The sequence below is a fragment of the Streptomyces sp. NBC_01235 genome, assembly GCF_035989285.1.
GTDB lineage: Bacteria > Actinomycetota > Actinomycetes > Streptomycetales > Streptomycetaceae > Streptomyces.
In genome coordinates this window covers 3943410-3965253 of the sequence record NZ_CP108513.1, presented here as the reverse complement: position 1 = coordinate 3965253, position 21844 = coordinate 3943410, and the positions used below count along the sequence as shown (strand labels likewise).

The window sequence follows — 21844 nt, the reverse complement described above, 5'->3', positions numbered from 1 at the left end:
AGGTGCTCGTCTTCGCCGCCTCCGACAAGGGAGGCACCGGGCGCTCCGTCACCAGCGCCAACCTCGCGTATCACCGCGCGCTGGACGGGGACGACGTCTGCTACCTGGACTTCGACTTCGGCTCGCCCACCGCCGCCGCCGTCTTCGACCTGCCCGACGTCCTCTCCGAGGCCGAGGGGCGCGGCCTGCACTCGTATCTGAGGGGCAGGACGGGCGAGCCGCTGCGGGTCGATGTCTGGGCGCGCACCGAACACCCCGTGCTGCGCGGCAGGCCCGGTGGCTCCGGGCGGCTGGTGCTGCTGCCGGGCGACCGCACGGCCGGTGAATTCATCACCGACGAGGAGAACCTGCACCGCTGTGTGGACCTCGTCCTCCGGCTGAAACGCGAATTCGACGTCATCATCATCGACCTGAGCGCCGGACGCAGTTATGCGATGGACCTGGCACTCGCCGCCACCTCGCCCCGGGGAGGGCTCGGCCGCCTCAAGAACCGCTGGCTCGTCTATCACCGGTGGACCCGCCAGCACGTCATGGCGGCGGCCGAACTCGTATTCGGGAAACAGGGGATAGTGCAAGCCGGTACGGCCATCGGACACGACCCCGACGTACTGGGCGGCGCCATCAGGTTCGTCCGCGCCGCGGTGCCCGATCTCGAGTCGCCGTTGTGGTCCCAGGTGTCGCCCGCGCAGTACGCGTGGATGCGGCAGTGCGACAAGGAACTCGAGGAACTCGCGGCCGGCCGAGGCATCGGCAGAACCCGGGTGCTGGCGTCCATTCCGCTGGAGCCCGTCCTCCAGTGGCAGGAACGCCTCATCACCGACGAGGACGTGCACGACCGCCGGATCGCCAACAACGAGACCTGGCAGGCCATCGGGGATCTCGCGCAGCGGCTGACCGACGACAAGTTCTGGGGGCAGTTGTGAACGGGCCGGGCACCGTTTTCCGGGAGAGCAGCGCCGACCCGCGCACCGAATCCGTGCCCTTCTCCCATCTCTCCCTGGAATTAGGCCACTTGTACATGGAGGACTTCGCCGAGGGGGCCGCCCGGCTGCGTCGGCACTTCGCCGGCGTACGGCCCTGGGTGGAGGCCGCGCGGGCCGCTATCGGCCCGCTGCCGCCGGGCCGCCGGCCCCGGATCAGCACCTGCTTCCTGATCGACGACTACTTCTCCCGGCTGGCCACCCCCGCCGAGCTGATCCCGCCCCTGCTGGACGCGGCGGCCGAGGCCGGGCTGACCATCGACTACCTGGCCCGCGAGTCGGGCTGCGCCGGCCCCGCCCCCGGCGGCTCCGACCACCGCGACCGGGCCCGACCGGCCGAGTCCGTCCTGCACCGGCTGGTGGAGTCACCGCCGCCCGGCAGCAACGGCTTCCGTCCGCCCGTCGGCCGCACCGGCTGGCTCACCAACGGCCGCCGCACCCCCTCCCAGCGGACCTCGGCGGCCCTCGACTCCACCGGCGTCTGGCAGCCGCCGAGCGAGACCGAGGCCCGCGGCCACTCCGTGTTCCTGGACGTCGAACTGTGGAACGGGCCCGAGGACGCGCGCACCTGGTCCTGCGCCTTCCTGGCCTCCGTCTGGCAGCTGGTCCGGCTCGGGCTGCTGCGGGACAACGGCGCGGCCGTGCTGGCCCCCACCCGCTGGCAGGGTGCGGAGTTCCCGGCCGAGTGGGACGCGCTGCCGCCCGTCCTCCAGCTCAACCCCGCCGCGACCCCCTTCACGGCCTACGTCACGTGCAGCGTCCTACCGACCCGGTTCCTGCCCGTCGAGCACGCCGTACGCGTCATCCTCGACCAGGTCCACGTCCAGGCCGAGGCGCTCGGGCAGGTCGCCGCACGGTCCGCCGGTGAGGGATTCACGGTGCCCGCGGGGGTCGTGGACCGCACGTCCTACGTGTTCCCGCCGGGGTTGTGACATGAGCGGCCTGGGCACGGCCTCCGGTCCCGCCCTCATCTGCGGTGAGGTGCGGACCTGTCTGCTGCCCACCCGCAGGGCCGTGGACGAGCGGACCGCCGTGCGGCTGCTGCGGCTGCGCGCCGACGAACCCGTCCGGACCTCGCGGCGCCCCAACCGGCACGCCCTCTCCCCGGACGTCCTCACCGGCGTCGACTGCCGGCTGCCCACCGCCACCGGGGCCAAGGTCCGCGCGGTCGGCACCGTGGCCGCGCACGCGGGGCTCGTCGAAGGCCGCGTCCTGCAGTCGACGGCGTACTTCTCCGCCCCGGCCACCGGGCCCGACCGGCGCCGGCCCTGGGGGTACTACCTGGTCCGGCCCGGTTCTCTGGTCCCGGTCGGCCGGCTGCCCGAGAAGTCCGTCACCGAGGGCTTCCTGACCGGACACCAGCAGGACCGGCTGGATATCGGTTCGATCGCCGAGTCCCTGCTGGCGAGGATCTCCCGCCGGCACGACCTCCTGGACCACGACGCTCCGCTCACCACCACCGACACCAGCCTGCGCTGGACCGCGTCACCGGCCGACGACGGCGAGCCCGCGTCCGCGCTCTTCACCGAACTCGGCGCAGGCCTGCGGATCGTCGAACTGCGGCTGCCGCGAGGGACCACACCCGTGGCGGCCGCCACGCTGTGCGAGGACCTCGCCCTGCACGACTGGCTGCTGACGACTGTCGGCGACAAGCTCGACGGCCTGCCACCCGGCTCCGAGAACCAGGCGGCCGCGATGAAGGTGCTGCGTCCGCTCGTCGACCATCTGCTCCACCTGTGGATGCCGCAGGCCCGCGGCGACCATGCCCTCGGCGCAGCCTGGGAGGAACTGGAGAAGAATCCCGGCTTCAGCAGGCAGTGGAACTGCCTGGCCCAGCGCATCCGTGACCAGCTGGTCCTGCAGAACCTCATCGGACGCGACAGCCCACGAGACCCAGACGGCATCACGATCGCACCGGGGAAGAGATGAAACTGCTGGTCAGCATCATGGTGGGCGCCGCAGTCTACGTGCTCGCCCATGCCATTCTGCCGTTCGACGACGGCCCGTGGCAGCTCGTGCTGTCCGTGCTGTGCGGCGGCATCGTCCTGATCGTCCAGTTCCTGGCGTCCTTCGTGAGCCAGCTGGGCGAGCTGAAGGAATCGGTCGCCAAGCAGTTCGCGGACATGGGCGAGGCGACCAAGCTCTTCAACGAGGTGGAGAAGCTGCGCGGCGACGGGGTGCCCCGTCTCGTCGAGAACGCGACCGAGGTCGTCTCCATGGGGCCCGAGATCCTGCACGCGTTCGCGCACGCCGAGATCGACCGCCTCGCCGCCCAGATGGACGACTTCACCAACCTCACCGCGGAGTGCCCCGGCGAGAACCACGACTGGCTGATGACGCTCACCAAGTGCACGAGAGCGAGCATCGACGCCATCAGTACCACCGTCGTCGACGACGGCTTCTGGAGCACCGAACCGGCCGGCCGCTATCTTGCGGCCCAGCGCGAGGCGATCATCGAGCGCGGGATCACCGTCAGGCGGCTGTTCATCGTCAAACGCCCCGAGGAGATCGACGCCCTGGTACCGATCTGCACCGAGCAGCGGGACATGGGCATCGACGTCCGGGTGGTCGCCCTGGACGCGCTCTCGCCCTGCTTCCGCCGCGGCAGGATGATCGACTTCATCGTCTTCGACAGAGCGCTCTCCTACGAGATCCACGCCGACCAGCTCAGCGTGAACACCTCGACCACGGTCAACGTCCACGCGAACGAGGTCCAGCCCCTGATCCGCCGGTTCAATCTGCTGTGGGACGCGGCCGACCCGAACAAGTCCCCGAACGGTGTGCCGAGCGCCGTCCGGGCGCGGACCAACGGGCCCACCCCGGACGGCACCTGACCCTTCAGCCGGGGGTCTTCAGCCCAGGGTCTCCGCGAGGAGCGCCGCCGTGTCCACGATCAGCCCGTGGTCATAGGCGGCGTCCCGGTCGGGCTTGACGAGCTGGACGACCAGGACGACCGGGCTGCCGTCCGGCGTCCACGCCACCCCCGCGTCGTTGTCGGCCCCGTACCAGCCGCCGCCGGTCTTGTCGGCCACCGTCCAGGTGGGCGGCAGGCCCGCCCGGAAACGGTTGGCGCTGGTGACCGTGCCCAGCATCCAGTTGGTCAGCCGGCGGCGGTCGGCGTCCGCCAGGACGTCTCCGAGGAGCAGCCGGGCGTACGTACGGCCGATCGCGTACGGGCTCGTGGTGTCGGTCACCCGCCACGGCTCGGCCGAGTTGAGCTCCGGCTCCCAGCGATCGAGGCGCGTGACGCGGTCACCGACGGAACGGGCGAAGGCGGTGACCGCGGCCGGGCCGCCCAGCTCGCGCATGAGCAGGTTGCCGGCCGTGTTGTCGCTGCGCTGGATCGCGGCGGCGCACAGTTCGGCGACCGTCATGCCGTCGGCCACGTGGTCCTTGGTGACGTCCGAGTTCTCCACGACCTCGTCCGCCGTGTAGTGGATACGGCGGTCCAGCACGCCGTCGTCCAGGTCCCGCAGGACGGCCGCCACCGCGAGCGTCTTGAACAGCGAGCAGACCGGGAAGAGCTCGTCGGCCCGGTGACGGACCGAGCGGCGGGTACGGACGTTGTAGGCGAACACACCGAGGCGGGCACCGTGCTCGGCCTCGAGGGCGCGCAAGCGGGCGGTGACGGGGTCGGCGGTCGGACCGGTGGTGGCGTGGGCCGGGCCTGCGGTCAGCAGGGAGGCCGCGGAGGCCGCACCGGCCGTGAGCAGGGCGCGGCGGGTGGTTGAGCCTGTCGCTGGGGTCGAGCCTAAGATCGTTCTCTCCGTCCGTCGGGAACAGTCTCCTTCGTCACGGACGCCTCACCGCTCCCTCTGGTTGCGAGCAGCAACAGCGGAGTCGCCAGCAGCACCGCCCCCGCCAGCGCGAGGGCGGTGCGGGGGCTGGTGAGGCTTGCCAGGACGCCCCAGGCGGCGGTGAACGTCGCGATGGCCGCCTTGGTGCCCACCGACCACGCCGACAACGTACGGACCACCCGGTCCGTCGGGGTCAGTTCGAGGCGGGTCGTGGCGAGCACGGGGTTGTACACCGCCGAGCAGATGATCAGGCCGAACTCCACGGCCATCACCAGTGCCAGGCCGCCCACGCCGGGTCCGACGAACGCCAGCCCGAGCGGCCAGCACGCGCGCAGTGTCCCCGCCGTCAGCAGGACCCGGCGGCGGCCGTACCGGGCGACCAGCCGCGGGGCCAGCCGGGAGCCGAGCAGGCCGCCGGCGCAGGGCAGGGCGAAGACGGTCGTGTACTGCCAGGGCGCGAAGTGCAGCGGGCCCAGCATCAGCACGGCCAGCAGCGGCGCGCCGGCCATGATCAGGCCGTTGACCAGGACCGTGTTGAGGAACAGGGGGCGCAGCCCGGGATGGGTGAGCAGGTGGCGCCAGCCCGCGAGCAGGGCTCCGGCGGTCAGCCGCCCCCCACCCGCGGGATCCCTGTGCACCGGATCCGGCTCCCGCCCGCCGATCGCGCGCAGCCCCAGCGCCGACAGCAGATAGCTGACCGCGTCCGCCGCGACCGTCACCACCGGGCCGAACAGTCCCATCAACACCCCGCCGAGCGGCGGCCCGAGCATGGTGGACGTCCAGGTCGTCGACTCGAACCGGCCGTTCGCCGCCAGCAGGTCCTCCGGCGGCAGCAGCGACTTCAGGAACGCGCCGCTCGCCGCCGTGAACGAGATGTCCGCGGCGGCGACGATCACCGACACCAGCAGAAGCTGTGCCAGGGAGAGGGCGCCGAGCGCGAACGCCGCCGGGACGCTCAGCATGGCCGCGCAGCGGACCAGGTCCGCCGTGATCATCACCGGCCGCTTGCTGCGGAACTCCACCCACGGCCCGAGCGGCACCGCCAGCACGGCTCCCACCGCGGGCCCCACGGCCGCCAGCGCCGCCACCGCGGACGGTCCCGCGTGCAGTTCCAGCACGGCGATCAGCGGAAACGCGCTGAACGCCAGCCAGGTCCCGAGACTGCTGACCGAGTACGCCGCCCACAACCACCCGAAATCGCGCCCCAGCGCCCGCCGCACCACCCGGGGGATCCTAATGGCCGGGCACGCCACCCCCTCCGCGTAGGCGAGAATGGGCCCCATGAGCCTGTTCCGCGACGACGGCATCGTGCTGCGCACCCGGACGCCGGGTGCGGTGGACCGCGGCATGCTCCGGCCCGAGGCCCCCGGCGGTGCGCGATGAGTCTCTTCCGGGACGACGGCGTCGTCCTGCGGACCCAGAAGCTCGGCGAGGCCGACCGCATCATCACGCTGCTGACCCGCGGGCACGGGCGGGTGCGGGCCGTGGCGCGGGGGGTGCGGCGGACGAAGTCCAAGTTCGGGGCCCGGCTGGAGCCCTTCTCCCATGTCGACGTGCAGTTCTTCGCGCGGGGCAGCAGCGAGCTGGTCGGACGCGGGCTGCCGCTGTGCACGCAGAGCGAGATCATCGCCCCCTACGGCGGCGGCATCGTGACCGACTACGCCCGCTACACCGCCGGTACGGCCATGCTGGAGACCGCCGAGCGGTTCACCGACCACGAGGGCGAACCGGCCGTGCAGCAGTACCTGCTGCTCGTGGGGGCTCTCAGGACCCTGGCCCGCGGCGAGCACGCCCCGCACCTCGTCCTGGACGCGTTCCTGCTGCGGTCGCTGGCCGTGAACGGGTACGCCCCCAGCTTCGGCGACTGCGCCAAGTGCGGAATGCCGGGCCCCAACCGGTTCTTCTCCGTCGCCGCCGGCGGCTCCGTCTGCGCCGACTGCCGGGTGGCCGGCAGCGTCGTCCCCTCGCCGCAGACCCTGGTCCTGCTGGGCGCGCTGCTCACGGGAGACTGGGAGACGGCGGACGCGTGCGAGGCGCGGTACGTCCGGGAGGGCAGCGGGCTGGTGTCCGCCTACCTGCACTGGCATCTGGAGCGCGGCCTGCGCTCCCTTCGGTACGTAGAGAAATAGGCAACAGAGGAGACGAGAGAGACATGGTCGTACGCGGGTTCCTGGGGCGGCAGCGTCGGGAGTACAAGACGCCGGAGCCGCACCCGTCCGGCGCTCGCCCGCCGAAGCTCCCCGGTGAGCTGGTGCCCGAGCATGTGGCGATCGTCATGGACGGCAACGGCCGCTGGGCCAAGGAGCGCGGGCTGCCGCGCACCGAGGGGCACAAGGTGGGCGCCGAGCAGGTCCTCGACGTGCTGCAGGGCGCGGTCGAGATGGGGGTGCGGAACATCTCGTTGTACGCCTTCTCCACCGAGAACTGGAAGCGCTCGCCCGACGAGGTCCGCTTCCTGATGAACTTCAACCGCGACTTCATCCGCAAGACCCGTGACCAGCTCGACGAGCTCGGCATCCGGGTTCGCTGGGTGGGCCGGATGCCCAAGCTGTGGAAGTCGGTTGCCAAGGAGCTCCAGATCGCCCAGGAGCAGACCAAGGACAACGACCGTCTCACGCTCTACTTCTGCATGAACTACGGCGGGCGCGCGGAGATCGCGGACGCCGCGCAGGCGCTCGCGGAGGACGTGAAGGCGGGCAGGCTGGACCCCTCCAAGGTCACCGAGAAGACCCTCGCGAAGTACCTGTACTACCCGGACATGCCGGACGTCGACCTGTTCCTGCGGCCCAGCGGCGAGCAGCGCACCTCCAACTACCTGCTCTGGCAGAGCGCGTACGCGGAGATGGTCTTCCAGGACGTGCTGTGGCCGGACTTCGACCGCCGCGACCTGTGGCGGGCCTGCGTGGAGTTCGCCTCGCGCGACCGCCGCTTCGGCGGCGCCACACCGAACGAGGTGCTGCTGTCCCTGGAAGGCAGGACGGCAGGCGGAACGGAAGGCGAGCAGGTCACGCCGTAGCCACCAAGGCCGAGTGCCACCCCGTCTCGAAGGGCGGCAGGTTCCACGACTTCGCCGAACCGGAGCGCTGCTTCGGCCGAGGCCGAACTTCACCACCAAGGGCACCGCGCTTCCCCAGGGGCGCGGGGCTGTGACCTGTGCGGCTTCGCCGCGGGGCGCGACCGGCCACCGTGGACCCGCAGCCGACGGCCGGGCCGCACGCTCCCGGCGAGCAACGGCTCAACCGGCGGAGCAGTCCGCGCACGTTCCGAAGATCTCCACCGTGTGCGCCACGTTGACGTAGCCGTGTTCCGCGGCGATCGCCTCGGCCCACTTCTCCACCGCCGGGCCCTCCACCTCCACGGCCTTGCCGCAGACGCGGCAGACCAGGTGGTGGTGGTGCTCGCCGGTGGAGCAGCGCCGGTACACGGACTCGCCGTCGGAGGTGCGCAGGACGTCGACCTCGCCGGCGTCGGCGAGGGACTGCAGGGTGCGGTAGACCGTGGTCAGGCCGACCGAGTCGCCCTTGTGCTTGAGCATGTCGTGCAGGTCCTGCGCGCTGCGGAACTCGTCGACCTCGTCGAGAGCCGCTGCCACGGCGGCACGCTGCCGGGTGGAGCGGCCCTTCACGGGCGGTCCAGCGGTCGTCACCGTTGCCTCCTCACGTCTGCGGCTTGCCGGGCCATTGTGCCAGCCCGGGCTGTGCGCGGTCAGACGCCGATCCCGTCCCCCGCCTTCCTGGTGGCCGGAATCGCGCACTCGGCCGGGTCCCCGGCGGGCTGTGCCGCCGCCAGTGCGCGGGCGCGGCGGCGGGCCAGGGGAGCGGCCAGCACGCTCAGCGCGACGAACGCGGCGATGGTCAGCAGCACGATCGTCGCGCCGGGCGGGACGTCCTGGTAGTACGAGGTCACCGTGCCGCTGATGGTCACCGTCACGCCGATCGCCACCGCGATCGCGAAGGTGGCGGCGAAGCTGCGGCTGAGCTGCTGGGCCGCGGCCACCGGGACCACCATCAGCGCGCTCACCAGCAGCAGGCCCACCACGCGCATCGCCACCGTCACGGTGACCGCCGCCGTGATCGCCGTCAGCAGGTTCAGGGCGCGGACCGGCAGGCCCGTCACCCGCGCGAACTCCTCGTCCTGGCTGACGGCGAAGAGCTGGCGGCGCAGGCCGAGGGTGACCAGGACCACGAAGGCGGCGAGCAGACAGATCGCGGTGACGTCCGATTCCGACACCGTCGAGAGCGAACCGAAGAGGTACGACGTCAGGTTCGCGTTCGAGCCCGTCGGCGCGAGGTTGATGAACATCACGCCGCCGGCCATGCCGCCGTAGAAGAGCATGGCGAGGGCGATGTCCCCGCGGGTCCTGCCGTACCAGCGGATGAGTTCCATGACGACCGCGCCGAGGACGGAGATCGCCGTGGCCATCCACACCGGGGACCAGGACAGCAGGAAGCCGAGGCCGACGCCCGTCATCGCGACGTGGCCGATGCCGTCGCCCATGAGGGCCTGGCGGCGCTGGACGAGGTAGATGCCGACGGCCGGGGCGGTGATGCCGACCAGGACCGCGGCGAGCAGCGCCCGCTGCATGAAGGCGTAGTTCAGGAAGTCCATCAGCTCAGCAGTCCCGTGCGGATCGGTTCGGCGCCCGCGGGTGCGTGCGGGTGTACGTGGTCGTGGCCGGGCAGCGCGTGCTGGCCGACGGCCTGCGGGGGCGGGCCGTCGTGCATGACGCAGCCGTCGCGCAGGACGACCGCCCGGTCGATCAGGGGCTCCAGGGGGCCCAGTTCGTGCAGGACGAGAAGGACGGTCGTACCGGCCGCGACCTGCTTCCTCAGCGTCTGCGCCAGGACCTCCTGGCTGGACAGGTCGACGCCCGCCATCGGCTCGTCCATGATCAGCAGCTCGGGTTCGCAGGCGAGGGCGCGGGCGATGAGCACGCGCTGGTGCTGGCCGCCGGAGAGGGCGTCGACGTTGTCCTTGGCGCGGTCCGCCATGCCGACGAGCTCCAGGGCGTGCCGTACGGCCTCCCGGTCGGCCTTGCGGAAGACGCCGAAGCGGGTGCGCGAGAGGCGGCCCGAGGAGACGATCTCGGTCACCGTGGCCGGGACCCCGCCCGCGGCCGTCGTGCGCTGCGGTACGTATCCGATCCGCGCCCAGTCGCGGAACCGGCGCTGCGGGGCGCCGAACAGCTCGATCTCGCCCGCGTTGATCGCCACCTGTCCGATGACGCTGCGCACGGCCGTGGACTTGCCGGAGCCGTTCGCGCCGAGCAGGGCGACGACCTCACCGCGCCGCACGGTGAGGTCGATGCCCCGCAGGACGGGGCGCGAGCCCAGCTCGGCGCGGACACCGCGCAGCGAAATGACGGGCTCGGCCTTCGCGTCCATGACGCCCTCCGTAAGGGTCACTTGGTTCCCAGGGCGGTCTGGAGCGCCTTGAGGTTGGCTTGCTGGACCGAGAAGTAGTCCTTGCCCCGGGACTTCTCGGTGATGCCCTCGATCGGGTCGAGGACGTCGGTCTTCAGCCCGGTGTCGGAGGCGATGGTCTTCGCGGTCTTGTCGCTGACGAGAGTCTCGTAGAACACGGTCGTGACGCCGTCGGCCTCGGCCATCTTCTCAAGCTCCTTCACGCGGGCGGCGCTGGGCTCCGACTCGGGGTCGAGACCGCTGATGGCCTCCTCGGTCAGGCCGTAGCGCTCGGCGAGGTAGCCGAAGGCGGCGTGGGTGGTGACGAAGACCTTGGTCTTCGTGTTCGAGAGCCCCTTCTCGAACTCGGTGTTGAGGTCGGCGAGCTTCTTCACGAGGGCCGCGGTGTTGGTCTTGTAGTCGGCCGCGTGGTCCGGGTCGGCCTTCTCGAAGGCCTTGCCGACGCCCTGGGCGACCTGGGAGTACCTCACCGGGTCGAGCCAGATGTGGGGGTCGAGGCCGGACAGCTCCTCGTTCTCGTGGTCGTCGTGCTCGGCCGCGTGGCCGCCGACCTCGTTGCCGTGCTTCTCCAGGGTGGTGAGGGAGGCGGCGTCGATCTTCGTCTTGGCCTCGGACTGGGCGACCGCGTCGTCGACGGAGGGCTGGAGGTTCTTGAGGTAGAGCACCGCGTCGGACTGCTGGAGCGCGGCCGTCTGCTTGGCGCTGATCTCCAGGTCGTGCGGCTCCTGGCCGGGTTCGGTCAGGCTGGTGACGTTCACATGCTCCCCACCTATCTGCTCGGCGAGGAAGGCCATCGGGTAGAACGACGCGACGACGTCGAACTTGTCCGTGTTGGCCGCGGCCGCGCTGTCCGAGGAGCAGGCGGAGAGGGTGCCGAGGCCGAGGGCGGTGGCCGCCGCGACCGCCGTGCCGGATATGAGTCGTCGTACGTTCATGACAGTCATTTTCAACAAACATGGAAACCGTTGTCAACAAGACCCCGGGTAAGGGCCTGGTAAGCACCGAAGAGCAGCGGTATGGCCGTCGCGGACGGGATCCGATTTGGTCGAGGGGGAGGCCCCGCCGGTACCCTGAAGTCTTCGCTGGAAGCATCTCGCTTCGTCGCCCGTCGTCGTTATGAAGAGAGCACCGTGGCCGCCGACAAGATCGACACCATCGTCAGCCTGAGCAAGCGCCGTGGCTTCGTATTCCCCTGTAGTGAGATCTACGGCGGACAGCGTGCCGCCTGGGACTACGGACCGCTGGGTGTCGAGCTCAAGGAGAACCTGAAGCGCCAGTGGTGGCGCTACATGGTCACGTCGCGCGAGGACGTGGTCGGTATCGACTCGTCCGTCATCCTGGCCCCCGAGGTCTGGGTGGCATCCGGCCACGTCGCCACTTTCTCCGACCCGCTGACCGAGTGCACCTCCTGCCACAAGCGGTTCCGCGCGGACCACCTGGAAGAGGCGTACGAGGCCAAGCACAACCGCGCGCCGGAGAACGGCCTGGCGGACGTGAACTGCCCCAACTGTGGCAACAAGGGCCAGTTCACCGAGCCCAAGCAGTTCTCGGGTCTGCTCTCCACCCACCTCGGCCCGACGCAGGACACCGGCTCCATCGCCTACCTGCGCCCCGAGACCGCCCAGGGCATCTTCACCAACTTCGGCCAGGTGCAGACCACTTCGCGCCGCAAGCCGCCGTTCGGCATCGCCCAGATGGGCAAGTCCTTCCGCAACGAGATCACGCCCGGCAACTTCATCTTCCGCACCCGCGAGTTCGAGCAGATGGAGATGGAGTTCTTCGTCAAGCCGGGCGAGGACGAGAAGTGGCAGGAGTACTGGATGGAGCAGCGCTGGAACTGGTACACGGGCCTGGGTCTCCGTGAGGAGAACATGCGCTGGTACGAGCACCCGCAGGAGAAGCTCTCCCACTACTCCAAGCGCACCGCCGACATCGAGTACCGCTTCCAGTTCGGCGGCAACGAGTGGGGCGAGCTGGAGGGCGTCGCCAACCGCACCGACTACGACCTCGGCGCGCACTCCAAGGCCTCCGGCACGGACCTCTCCTACTTCGACCAGGAGGCCGGCGAGCGCTGGACTCCGTACGTCATCGAGCCGGCGGCCGGTGTCGGCCGCGCGATGCTCGCGTTCCTGCTCGACGCCTACGTCGAGGACGAGGCGCCGAACGCCAAGGGCAAGCTGGAGAAGCGGACCGTCCTGCGCCTGGACCACCGCCTGGCCCCGGTGAAGGTCGCGGTCCTGCCGCTCTCCCGCAACCCGGAGCTGTCCCCGAAGGCCAAGGGCCTCGCGGCTGCCCTGCGCCAGAACTGGAACATCGAGTTCGACGACGCGGGCGCCATCGGCCGCCGCTACCGCCGCCAGGACGAGATCGGTACGCCGTACTGCGTGACGGTCGACTTCGACACGCTGGACGACAACGCGGTGACCGTGCGTGAGCGGGACTCGATGAAGCAGGAGCGGGTTTCGCTGGACCAGATCGAGGGGTACCTGGCGGGGCGTCTCATCGGCGCCTAGCACTCACCGGTAGTACTCACCGGCCGAAGCTGACGGGGGATGTCACGTCTCCCGTCAGCTTTTCGCCGTCCGGGCGGTACCCGGCGCACACCACGTACCGGAAGCCGTTCTTGTAGCCGTCCTTGGTCGTCCAGGCACGCAGCCCCTCGCCGGGGGGCCGTGCGTAGTCCGAGCCGTACTTGTCCGTGCGGAGTTTCGGCGACGCGGGGCAGTCCCGGCTGAAGAGGCGCTTGTCGGGGCTCTCCGGGGCGGTGTCGAAGAGGTGGGGCGGGACGGGCGTGATCGGGTGGCGGCCGAGAATCCCGATGTCGATGGCCCGGCTGTCGTCGCCGTCGATCAGCAGGACGTAGGGGTAGGGCTGCCTGTCGAGCGCCCCGGCCGCCGGTACCTGCGTGTTGAAGCGCTCCAGTGTGAGCCGGTCCTCGGCCTCCACGGTGAGCAGGATGTCGGCGTCGACCTCCGAGACCACCCGGCCGGTGTGGCGCACCGCGTCCAGGTCGAGGTCGTCCTGCCCCGGTTCGGCCCAACCGGCCCACGCGGTACGGCCCTTGGCGGTGACCTCGACGGTGGTGTTCTCTTGTGTTCTTTCCCGACCCGGACGTCGTGAACGGCCCGGAGTCCTTACCCGGGCGGGACTGGTTGACGAAGATCGGCGGCGGCGGGTTCTTCGGGTCGGTGTCGCACGCCCGGTGCTTCTTGACGAGCCGGGCGATCTCCGTCTTGTCCTGGTCCCGATAGACCGGCAGGTCGAGGGGGCGACCAACGTGGCGAAGTCTTCGAGGACTTCCTTGCGTTCGGCCGGGTCCGCGAGGCGGAAGGCCGCGGGTCGGCGGAAGGTTCTCCAGGTTGAAGGTGGCGATCCGGATGCTCATGGCGTCCTCCATGGCCGCGCGGGAATGCTGCCGGGCCGGTGGCAGGCGCCGCCGAGGTGACTGCACGCCGACATCTCTCACCGTCCTCGGGGCACCCGGCCCGTCGACCGGACGCATGGCATGACAGCTGACAGATATTGAAATCTGTCAGCTGTCATGCCATGCTGATGGCCATGACGATCCACACGCGCACCCTCGGAACCACCGGCCCCCAGGTCTCCGCCCTCGGCCTCGGCTGCATGGGCATGTCCGCGCTGTACGGCGACACGGACCGGGCCGAGTCGATCGCGACGATCCATGCCGCCCTGGAGGCCGGCGTGACGTTGCTGGACACCGGCGACTTCTACGGCATGGGCCACAACGAGCTGCTGATCGGCGAAGCCCTGCGTGCCGCGCCCGCTGCCCGCCGCGAGCAGGCGCTGGTCAGCGTGAAGTTCGGTGCCCTGCGCGACCCGGACGGCGGCTGGAGCGGCTACGACGGCCGTCCGGCAGCCGTGAAGAACTTCGCCGCCTACTCCCTCCAGCGGCTCGGCGTCGACCACATCGACGTCTACCGCATCGCCCGGCTCGACCCGGCCGTACCGATCGAGGAGACCGTCGGCGCGATCGCCGAACTGGTCGAGAAGGGGTACGTCCGGCACATCGGCCTCAGCGAGGTCGGCGCCGAGACGATCCGCCGGGCCGCCGCCACCGCGCCGATCTCCGACCTCCAGATCGAGTACTCGCTGATCTCGCGGGGCATCGAGGAGGAGATCCTGCCCACCACCCGTGAGCTGGGCATCGCCGTCACCGCGTACGGCGTCCTGTCCCGGGGCCTGATCTCCGGCCACTTCACCGCCGACCGGCAGCTCGCGGCGAACGACTTCCGTGCCATGTCCCCCCGCTTCCAGGGCGACAACCTCCAGCACAACCTGAACCTGGTGGAGGCCCTGCGGAAGATCGCCGGGCAGAAGGGCGTCTCCGTCGCCCAGATCGCCATCGCCTGGGTGCTCGGCCGGGGCGAGGACATCGTGCCCCTGGTCGGCGCGCGGACCCGCGAGCGGCTCACGGAGTCGCTCGGCGCGCTGCGGGTCACGCTGGACGCGGCCGACCTCGCCGCGATCGAGGAGGCGGTCCCGGCCGACGCCGCCGCGGGCGAGCGCTACCCGGCGGCCCAGATGGCTCACCTCGAGGCGTGATCCCCGTGCCGGGTACGGTCTGACCATGTCACCGACCACCGAGACCCTGACCGCCGAGCGCATCCTCGAGGCCACCGAGGAGGTGCTGCGCCGCCACGGCCCGGCCAAGGCCACCGTGGTCGATGTGGCCCGCGCGCTCGGCGTCAGCCATGGCAGCGTCTACCGTCACTTCCGCACGAAGGCAGCGCTGCGCGAGGCGGTCACGAAGCGGTGGCTGGACCGCACGTCGGAGACCCTCTCCGCCATCACCGCCGACCAGACCCGCGCCCCGGAGACCCGGCTGCGCGACTGGCTCGCGGCGCTCTACGACGCCAAGCGCCGCAAGGCGGGCGACGACCCCGAGCTGTTCGCCACGTACATGGTGCTGACCGGCGAGAGCGGCTCGGCGGTGGGCGAACACCTCGACGACCTCACCGGCCAGTTGACCCGGATCATCGAGGCGGGCGTGGCGGCGGGCACCTTCACGGCCTCCGACCCCGCGACCACCGCCCGCGCCGTCTTCCACGCCACCGGCCGCTTCCACGACCCCTCCTACTACCAGGAGTGGGAACTGCCGGGCGCGGAGGACGACTTCAGGGCGTTGGTGGATCTGCTGCTGCACGGCCTGCGGGGGCCGCGGGCCTAGGAACCGCCCCGGTGTCCGCGCTGCGGGATGAGCTGTACCCGGATGTGGTTCCCATGGGGCAGGACGACCGTCCGGTCCCGGCCGACCATCCATTGCGGCGTCACACCAGGAACAGCCGTCCGCCGGACGTCATCAGCAACCGGAAACCCCGGTACCGGTGGTGAACGTCAGCGCGCTCTCCCCGGCCGCTCCGAGCGGGGTCGCGGTCACCCCCGTGGGCACACCGTCCAGCGGCTCCTTGGTGTCGACGACGACCTCGGGGCGGTCGGCGAGAGCGGCCGCGTCCTGCTTGCCCAGGCCCGTGCCGTACGCCCACGCCGGCCGCGTCGACTCCCAGTCTCGCGCCTTTCCTCACGAATTACTCCGCCGTGCACCTCCAGAAGTCCCGCATCACAGGAGTCGGCGTCGGGTTCTCCATCGCCACCTGGGTCAGCAGGATCGTGACCGTGCCCGTCTGCGGGACGATGTGGCCCGTCGTGCCCGTGCCGCCGACCCAGCCGTAGCGGCCCGGGACGTTCCACGGGTCGATGGGGGAGACGTCGACCTGGGCGCCGTAGCCCCAGCCCTGGCCCTCCAGGAAGAGGGCGCCGATCTCGCGCTGGGCCGCCGTCAGGTGATTGCTCGTCATGCGGCTCACCGAGGTGGGGGAGAGGACGCGGTGACCGTTCGCCTCGCCCGCGTTCAGCAGGAGGCGGGCGAAGGCCAGCCAGTCGTCGGCCGTCGACGCCAGGCCCCCGCCGCCCGACGGGAACCTCGGCACGCTGCTCCACTCCCCGTCCGGGGTGTCCGACACCTCCAGCGCGCCCACGCCGTCGGGACGGTACGCGGTGGTGAAACGGTCCCGCTTCTCCTTCGGGACCTCGAACGCCGTGTCCTTCATGCCCAGTGGTTCGAAGATCCGCTCCGCCAGGAACTCGGGCAGGCCACGGCCCGACGCCCGTGCGATCAGGATGCCCTGGAGGTCGGACGCCGTGCCGTACAGCCAGGCCTCGCCCGGCTGGTGGAGGAGGGGGACGCGGGCCAGGTCCGTCAGCCAGGTGTCCGGGTCCGGGTAGGCCTGCGGGAAGCGGCCGTCCTTCTGCACGCCGAAGAGGGCCTGGACGGCGGGGAGGGAGAAGTCCGACGGGAAGCCCCAGCCGGGGCGCGAGCTCAGCAGGTCCTCGACCGTGATCGGCCGGGCCGCCGGGACCAGGTCGTCGACCGGAGCGGACGGCGTACGGACCGCCATCGGCTCCGCGAGCTCGGGCAGCCACTCGGCCACCGGCGAGTCGAGGCCGACCGTGCCGTCCTCCACCAGCGTCAGCAGCGCAGCCGCCGTGATCGGCTTGGTGATCGAGGCGATGCGGAAGAGGGACTCCCGGGTCATCGGTGCCGTGCCGTCGGCGTCCTGTGCGCCGACGGCCACCACCTCCACCTCCTCGCCACGGGCCACGAGGCCCACCGCTCCCGGGACGGTGCCGTCGTCGACGTACTGCCGCAGGGTCCTGTGCAGAGCGCTCATGGGCCGGCCTTCCGGTGTGGGTCCTTCGCTTCTCCGTGACGACTCCCCGGACGGCCGAAAGTCATCGCGGATCGGAAAGCCATCGCGGATCCGAAGCCATCGCGGATCCGAAGCCACCGAGGCCCGGAAGTCATCGGGACTCGCGGCCCTCCGAAGGGTCCACGGTCGCCTGGTGCGCCTCGGCGAGGTGCTCCTCCGCCTTCAGCCAGGGCAGGAACTGCGCCCCCTTGCGCCAGCCGCACGTGTCACATCTGATGGTGCGCTGTACTCCGGCGCGCCGCACCCTGACGACGTGCTCCCGTCCGTGCTGGTCCCAGCGGCTCACCTTGCTCGTGTTGATCTCCAGCATGACGCCTCCAGCGTCCGAGGGCATCGGGTCTGCGTGCGGGCGACTCTGCCCGCGCAGCAAGGAGTGTGCAGCAAGACCAACATCAACAGGGGATCCGGCCCGACGAGTTGTCCAAGCCGTTCCCTGAACGCCGCCGGAGTCGGCCGAGCTCAGCCGACCCTGCGGGGCAGGCGCAGGCTCAGCAGCCCCGTCACGACCACCCCGGCCAACTGCACGGCCAGCGTGGTCACCAGGGCGTCCCGCATGCCCATCTGCGGGACCAGGGAGAGGAACAGGGTGCCGAGGGTGGCCACGCCCAGGGCCAGCGACGCCTGTTGGGTGGTCACCATCACGCCGCTGCCGACGCCCGCACGGGCCGGCGGCACCTCGGACATCACGATCCGCATGACGACGGGCAGTTGGAGCGCCTGCCCCGCACCGGCGACCGCCGCGCCCGGCAGCAGCTCGACGAGGCCCACGTCGGGCCAGTCGGCATGCACGGTCGACACGATCAGGAGGATGCCGATGCCCTGGAGCACCGACCCCGCCGTCACCACCCGCGCCCCGAACCGGGCCACCAGCCGGGGTCCGGCGAGCGAGGCGACGAAGAAGGCCAGAGCCATGGGGGCCAGGGCGAGACCGGCCTGGACCGGGCCCAGGCGCGCCCCGCTCTGCAAAGCCACCGCCACGACGAACATGAACCCGCTGAAGCCGATCGAGAACGGCACCATGAGCGTCAGACCGCGCCGCAACGTGCTGAGCTCGAGCAGGCTCGGGGGGATCAGGGGAGTACGGCCGTTTCGGTCGGCGCGGCGCTCCACGACGTAGAAGGCCGCTGCGACCAGTGGGAACGCCGACAGGGACAGCCACGTCCACAGCGGCCAGCCCGCCGCGCGGCCCTCGGTGAGCGGTGCGAGCAGCGTCAGCAGGGCGACGGCGAGCAGGGCTGTGCCGGGGCCGTCCACCGGTTCGGGGTGCTGGGAGCGGGTCTCGGGGACCGTGCGGACGGCGAGGAGCAGTCCCGCGACGACGACCGGGACGTTCACGAGGAACACCGAGCGCCAGCCGGTGCCCGCGATGTCCGCCGAGACCAGAACCCCGCCGAGGATCTGGCCCGCCACCATCGACAGGCCGGCGGTGGCCCCGTAGAGACTCATGGCCTTGGCGCGGCGCGCTCCCTCGGTGGAGGACTGGATGGTGGCGAGCACCTGCGGGACCATGGCGGCGGCCGACGCGCCCTGCGCGACCCGCGCCGCGACCAGCGACCACGCGTCGGGCGCGAGCCCGCAGGCCAGCGAGGTCAGGCCGAAGGCGGCCATGCCGCCCAGGAAGAGCCGACGCCGGCCGAACAGGTCACCGAGCCGGCCGCCGAGGACCAGCAGCACGGCGTACGCGAGCCCGTACCCGGCGACGACGAGTTCGAGGACCGACTCGCTCGCGGCGAGATCCCGACCCATGGTCGGCAGGGCGACGTTGACGATGAAGAAGTCGATGAGGGGCAGTGCCGCGGCGAGCAGCACGGTGAAGAGCCCGAGGGGGCCGAGGGCGTGGGCCGGTGCCGAGACGCGGGCGCCCGGCGGGTGGGTGGTTGTGGTCGTGGTTGTCTGGGTCACGCTGCCGAGCCTGCGCTGCCCCTCAGACGGGTACCAGAGTCTTCTTATCCTGGTACAAGGAGTACCTGGCAACAGGGTCCGGACGGCGGCACGCTGGAGGCATGACGACGATGGCCCACGAGACACCTCCCGGGGCGCCCGCCCGCGAGACCGTCGGCTCGGAGGTCCGCCGGCACGAACTGGCCGCCTTCCTGCGCAGCCGCCGCGAGCGCATCAAGCCCGAGCAGGTCGGCCTCCCGCGCGGAACGCGCCGCCGTACGCCCGGACTGCGGCGCGAGGAGGTCGCCCACCTCTCGGCCGTCGGCGTCACCTGGTACACCTGGCTCGAACAGTCCAGGGACATCCACGTCTCGGTCCAGGTCCTGGACGCCCTCGCCCGCACGCTGCTCCTCGACCCGGGCGAACGCGCCCACCTCTTCCAGCTCGCGGGCGCCACGGACCCCACCCCCGCCTCCTCCTGCACCGGCATCTCCGACGCCGTACGCGAGCTGCTCGCCCAGCTCGACCCGCTGCCCGCCTGCGTCCAGAACAGCCGCTACGACATCCTGGCCTACAACCGCACCTACGCCCACCTGCTGTGCGACCTCGACGCCATCCCGCCCGAGGACCGCAACTGCATGCTCCTCATCCACACCAACCCGCAGTGGCGCGAGTCGGTCGTCCACCTCGACGAGTCCATGCGCCTGATGGCCGCGAAACTCCGCGCCTCCATGGCCGGCCACCTCTCCGAGCCGGCCTGGAAGATGCTGGTCAAGCGCCTGCAGACGGAGTCCCCGGAGTTCCGCGAGAACTGGGAGCGCTACGAGGTCGTGGTGGCCCGCGGAAAGACCAAGCAGTTCCGCAACCCCCACGTCGGCCTCCTCACCGTCACCCACACCGACCTGTGGCTGAGCCCGGAACACGGAGCCCGCCTGGTGACGTACGTACCGGTGGACGGCGAGACACGAGAGCGCCTGGAGAAGCTGCACCTGTTGGCCACGGAGGACCGGGTTTCGAGCTGAGTCCAGCAGCTGAGCCGAACCGGTGCCACGGCAAAGGCACTTTGTACGAGCCCGGCGCCTCCCGCACCGGCAGGGCGCGCCTCTCTCCTTCAACTGCCGTGAGCAGAGGGGTCTTTGACATATGTTGCGTGCCGTCGCGCTGTGCTACCTTCACAAATGAGTTGGGTGCGAAACGACTTGGCCAACTCCTCTGAGAACTGCGTCGGTCGACGCGGGGTGGGACGGGGGAGTGCATGTCATCTGCCTGCGCAGGTGGCTGGTCGAGGCCCGTCCGCGCTCACCGGCCACCTTCTTCAGAAGAAGGAGTACCGGTGAGCGCCAACCAGAAGAGGCTCATCGCTTTCGCGTTCTGCGTCCTGATCTCGCTCGTGCTGGGCTTCGTCTCCGGACTCACCGCGACCGCGCTCGGCGCTTCCCCTCTCGCGGCCGTCTCCGCCGGCGGTGGAGCCACGGTGGCGCTGCTCGGCATCGGTGTGGCCGCCATCGCCCTCTTCGACTTCGCCGACAGCGGTGCGAGCACCCCTCCGATCCAGGGCGTCGTCACGCGCTGACGCTCGTCGCCTCCCGGATCTCCGGTGCCTCCAGCCGCTTCGCCGTTCGTTCCGCCGTGCGTCTGGCCCAGGGGCCGGTGGTGACGGCGCCCAGGATCAGGACGGCCAGGCCGCAGCCGGTGAGGATCCACCAGCCGGGGACGGCGGCGGAGGCGAAGGTGTCGCGGTACGACGAGGTGGTCACGCCCGCCGCCAGGACCGCGCCGACCACCGCGACGCCCAGGGTCTGGCCGAGCTGGCGGCTGGTCGAGGCGACGGCGGCGGCGACGCCGGCCTGGCTGCGCGGCATGCCCGACACCGCCGTGTTCGTGATCGGCGCGTTCACGAAACCGAAGCCCACGCCGAACAGCAGGTACCCGAGGAACAGCGTCACATCGGACGTCTCCGCGTCGAAGGCGGCGAACAGCAGGCCGCTCGTCGTCATCGCGACCCCGGCGATCAGCAGAGGCAGCCGTGGGCCCCGGGCGCCGACCAGCCGTCCGGACAGGGGGGCGCACAGGAACGTCGGTACGGCCATGGGGAGCATCCAGAGACCGGCGTGCAGGGCGTCCAGGCCCCGCACGTTCTGCAGGTACAGGGTGGAGAGGAAGAGGAACCCGCCCAGCGCGGCGAACGCGCTGATCGCCACCACCGTCGCCCCGCTGAACGGAACCGACCGGAAGAAGCGCAGGTCGATGAGGGGTTCGGCGCGGCGGGGCTCGTACCACAGGAGGCCCAGCAGCGCGGCCAGCGCGACGGCGGCGAAGGGGCCGCTCGTCGCCGCGCCCGCCTCCGGCGCCTCGATGATCGCGTACGTCAGGGAGCCGAAGAGGGCGATGACCAGCAGCTGGCCGACCGGGTCGGGGCGGCGGGCCCTCGGCGCACGGGACTCGGGGACGTAGCGCAGGGTCGCCAGAAGGGCCACCAGGCCGACCGGCAGATTGAGCCAGAAGATCGAGCGCCAGCCCACGGACTCCACCAGCAGTCCGCCCAGCAGCGGGCCCGCGGCCATCGATATGCCCACGACCGCGCCCCACACCCCGATCGCCCGGGCGCGCTCGCGCCGGGCGGTGAAGGTGTTGGTGATGATCGACATGGCGACCGGGTTCAGCATCGAACCACCGACCGCCTGCACCATGCGCGCCGCGATCAGCAGCTCCAGGCTCGGGGCGAGGGAGCACAGCAGCGAGCCCAGCGAGAACACGACCAGGCCGGCCATGAAGACCTTTCTGCGGCCGATCCGGTCGGCGGTCGAGCCCGCGAGCATCAGCAGCGCGGCCAGCACCAGGGTGTACGCGTCGATCGTCCACTGGAGGCCGGCGGTGGTGGCGTGCAGGTCGCTCTGCATCGAGGGCAGGGCCACGTTCAGGACGGTGACGTCGAGGCTCACGATCAGCAGGCTCATGCAGCAGATCGCGAGGACGAGGAGCCGACGGCGGGGGCTGAGCTCGGGCATGCGTGAATAGTACGCCTAACTAATGAA

Annotated in this window: 22 protein-coding genes; 11 read left to right on the top strand and 11 right to left on the bottom strand. The window is 71.0% G+C overall.

Annotated elements, in window-relative coordinates; all coding sequences use genetic code 11:
• The first annotated feature begins 2 nt into the window (after positions 1-2).
• The 4 genes from OG289_RS17450 to OG289_RS17435 are packed head-to-tail and all read left to right on the top strand — an operon-like array spanning position 3 to position 3814.
• Positions 3-923, top strand: coding sequence for an SCO2523 family variant P-loop protein (locus tag OG289_RS17450; protein ID WP_327320712.1), 921 nt, complete (start codon positions 3-5; stop codon positions 921-923).
• The gene (locus tag OG289_RS17445) at positions 920-1912 is read left to right on the top strand and encodes an SCO2522 family protein (protein WP_327314946.1); all 993 of its coding nucleotides are present in this window, start codon (positions 920-922) and stop codon (positions 1910-1912) included. Before OG289_RS17450 ends, OG289_RS17445 begins: the two co-directional genes overlap by 4 nt.
• Before the next feature lies 1 nt (position 1913).
• The gene (locus OG289_RS17440) at positions 1914-2909 is read left to right on the top strand and encodes an SCO2521 family protein (protein ID WP_327314945.1); all 996 of its coding nucleotides are present in this window, start codon (positions 1914-1916) and stop codon (positions 2907-2909) included.
• Entirely contained in the window at positions 2906-3814 is a 909-nt protein-coding gene (locus tag OG289_RS17435; RefSeq protein WP_327314944.1) for a DUF6879 family protein, read from the top strand. Before OG289_RS17440 ends, OG289_RS17435 begins: the two co-directional genes overlap by 4 nt.
• Before the next feature lie 18 nt (positions 3815-3832).
• Here the strand turns inward: OG289_RS17435 and bla are convergent, their stop codons facing one another.
• Together bla and OG289_RS17425 are read right to left on the bottom strand one after the other, a co-directional pair.
• The gene (bla, locus tag OG289_RS17430) at positions 3833-4738 is read right to left on the bottom strand and encodes a class A beta-lactamase (protein WP_442819082.1); all 906 of its coding nucleotides are present in this window, start codon (positions 4736-4738) and stop codon (positions 3833-3835) included.
• Positions 4732-6060, bottom strand: a complete 1329-nt coding sequence (locus OG289_RS17425; RefSeq protein ID WP_327314943.1) for an MFS transporter — start codon at positions 6058-6060, stop codon at positions 4732-4734. Before OG289_RS17425 ends, bla begins: the two co-directional genes overlap by 7 nt.
• 96 nt (positions 6061-6156) lie before the next feature.
• On the opposite strand from OG289_RS17425, the gene recO reads away from it, so the two are divergent.
• Both recO and OG289_RS17415 read left to right on the top strand, forming a co-directional pair.
• Positions 6157-6906, top strand: coding sequence for a DNA repair protein RecO (gene recO / locus OG289_RS17420; protein WP_327314942.1), 750 nt, complete (start codon positions 6157-6159; stop codon positions 6904-6906).
• A 23-nt stretch (positions 6907-6929) separates the two neighbouring features.
• On the top strand, positions 6930-7793 hold the full coding sequence (locus OG289_RS17415; RefSeq protein ID WP_327314941.1) for an isoprenyl transferase: 864 nt from the start codon (positions 6930-6932) through the stop codon (positions 7791-7793).
• A gap of 219 nt (positions 7794-8012) precedes the next feature.
• Here OG289_RS17415 and OG289_RS17410 read toward each other — a convergent pair whose 3' ends face one another.
• The 4 genes from OG289_RS17410 to OG289_RS17395 are packed head-to-tail and all read right to left on the bottom strand — an operon-like array spanning position 8013 to position 11135.
• Positions 8013-8423, bottom strand: coding sequence for a Fur family transcriptional regulator (locus OG289_RS17410; protein WP_327314940.1), 411 nt, complete (start codon positions 8421-8423; stop codon positions 8013-8015).
• 59 nt (positions 8424-8482) lie between these two features.
• Positions 8483-9385 (bottom strand): metal ABC transporter permease, encoded by a 903-nt coding sequence (locus tag OG289_RS17405; RefSeq protein ID WP_327314939.1) that lies wholly within the window; start codon positions 9383-9385, stop codon positions 8483-8485.
• Positions 9385-10161, bottom strand: a complete 777-nt coding sequence (locus OG289_RS17400; protein ID WP_327314938.1) for a metal ABC transporter ATP-binding protein — start codon at positions 10159-10161, stop codon at positions 9385-9387. The genes OG289_RS17405 and OG289_RS17400 overlap by 1 nt, the downstream gene beginning before the upstream one ends.
• A 17-nt stretch (positions 10162-10178) precedes the next feature.
• Positions 10179-11135 (bottom strand): metal ABC transporter substrate-binding protein, encoded by a 957-nt coding sequence (locus OG289_RS17395; RefSeq protein WP_327314937.1) that lies wholly within the window; start codon positions 11133-11135, stop codon positions 10179-10181.
• Positions 11136-11330: 195 nt separating this feature from the next.
• Here OG289_RS17395 and OG289_RS17390 point away from each other — a divergent pair, with 195 nt between their 5' ends.
• Positions 11331-12713 (top strand): glycine--tRNA ligase, encoded by a 1383-nt coding sequence (locus OG289_RS17390; protein WP_327314936.1) that lies wholly within the window; start codon positions 11331-11333, stop codon positions 12711-12713.
• A gap of 16 nt (positions 12714-12729) precedes the next feature.
• Here OG289_RS17390 and OG289_RS17385 read toward each other — a convergent pair whose 3' ends face one another.
• Positions 12730-13200 carry a hypothetical protein gene (locus OG289_RS17385; protein WP_327314935.1) on the bottom strand — a complete coding sequence of 157 codons (471 nt, stop codon included), beginning with the start codon at positions 13198-13200 and terminating at the stop codon, positions 12730-12732.
• 558 nt (positions 13201-13758) lie between these two features.
• On the opposite strand from OG289_RS17385, the gene OG289_RS17380 reads away from it, so the two are divergent.
• Together OG289_RS17380 and OG289_RS17375 are read left to right on the top strand one after the other, a co-directional pair.
• On the top strand, positions 13759-14763 hold the full coding sequence (locus OG289_RS17380; RefSeq protein ID WP_327314934.1) for an aldo/keto reductase: 1005 nt from the start codon (positions 13759-13761) through the stop codon (positions 14761-14763).
• A gap of 25 nt (positions 14764-14788) precedes the next feature.
• Entirely contained in the window at positions 14789-15388 is a 600-nt protein-coding gene (locus tag OG289_RS17375) for a TetR family transcriptional regulator (protein ID WP_327314933.1), read from the top strand.
• 358 nt (positions 15389-15746) lie between these two features.
• Here OG289_RS17375 and OG289_RS17370 read toward each other — a convergent pair whose 3' ends face one another.
• The 3 genes from OG289_RS17370 to OG289_RS17360 form a co-directional block, all read right to left on the bottom strand.
• Positions 15747-16889 carry a serine hydrolase domain-containing protein gene (locus tag OG289_RS17370; protein ID WP_327314932.1) on the bottom strand — a complete coding sequence of 381 codons (1143 nt, stop codon included), beginning with the start codon at positions 16887-16889 and terminating at the stop codon, positions 15747-15749.
• 130 nt (positions 16890-17019) lie between these two features.
• Positions 17020-17238 (bottom strand): hypothetical protein, encoded by a 219-nt coding sequence (locus OG289_RS17365; protein WP_327314931.1) that lies wholly within the window; start codon positions 17236-17238, stop codon positions 17020-17022.
• 149 nt (positions 17239-17387) lie between these two features.
• On the bottom strand, positions 17388-18830 hold the full coding sequence (locus tag OG289_RS17360; RefSeq protein ID WP_327314930.1) for an MFS transporter: 1443 nt from the start codon (positions 18828-18830) through the stop codon (positions 17388-17390).
• A 101-nt stretch (positions 18831-18931) separates the two neighbouring features.
• Here OG289_RS17360 and OG289_RS17355 point away from each other — a divergent pair, with 101 nt between their 5' ends.
• Together OG289_RS17355 and OG289_RS17350 are read left to right on the top strand one after the other, a co-directional pair.
• Positions 18932-19831, top strand: a complete 900-nt coding sequence (locus tag OG289_RS17355) for a helix-turn-helix transcriptional regulator (RefSeq protein WP_327314929.1) — start codon at positions 18932-18934, stop codon at positions 19829-19831.
• Positions 19832-20142: 311 nt separating this feature from the next.
• On the top strand, positions 20143-20382 hold the full coding sequence (locus OG289_RS17350) for a hypothetical protein (RefSeq protein WP_327314928.1): 240 nt from the start codon (positions 20143-20145) through the stop codon (positions 20380-20382).
• On the opposite strand, the gene OG289_RS17345 is transcribed toward OG289_RS17350, so the two are convergent.
• On the bottom strand, positions 20372-21817 hold the full coding sequence (locus tag OG289_RS17345; RefSeq protein ID WP_327314927.1) for an MFS transporter: 1446 nt from the start codon (positions 21815-21817) through the stop codon (positions 20372-20374). The two genes, OG289_RS17350 and OG289_RS17345, sit on opposite strands and share 11 nt — an antisense overlap.
• Positions 21818-21844: the final 27 nt, after the last annotated feature.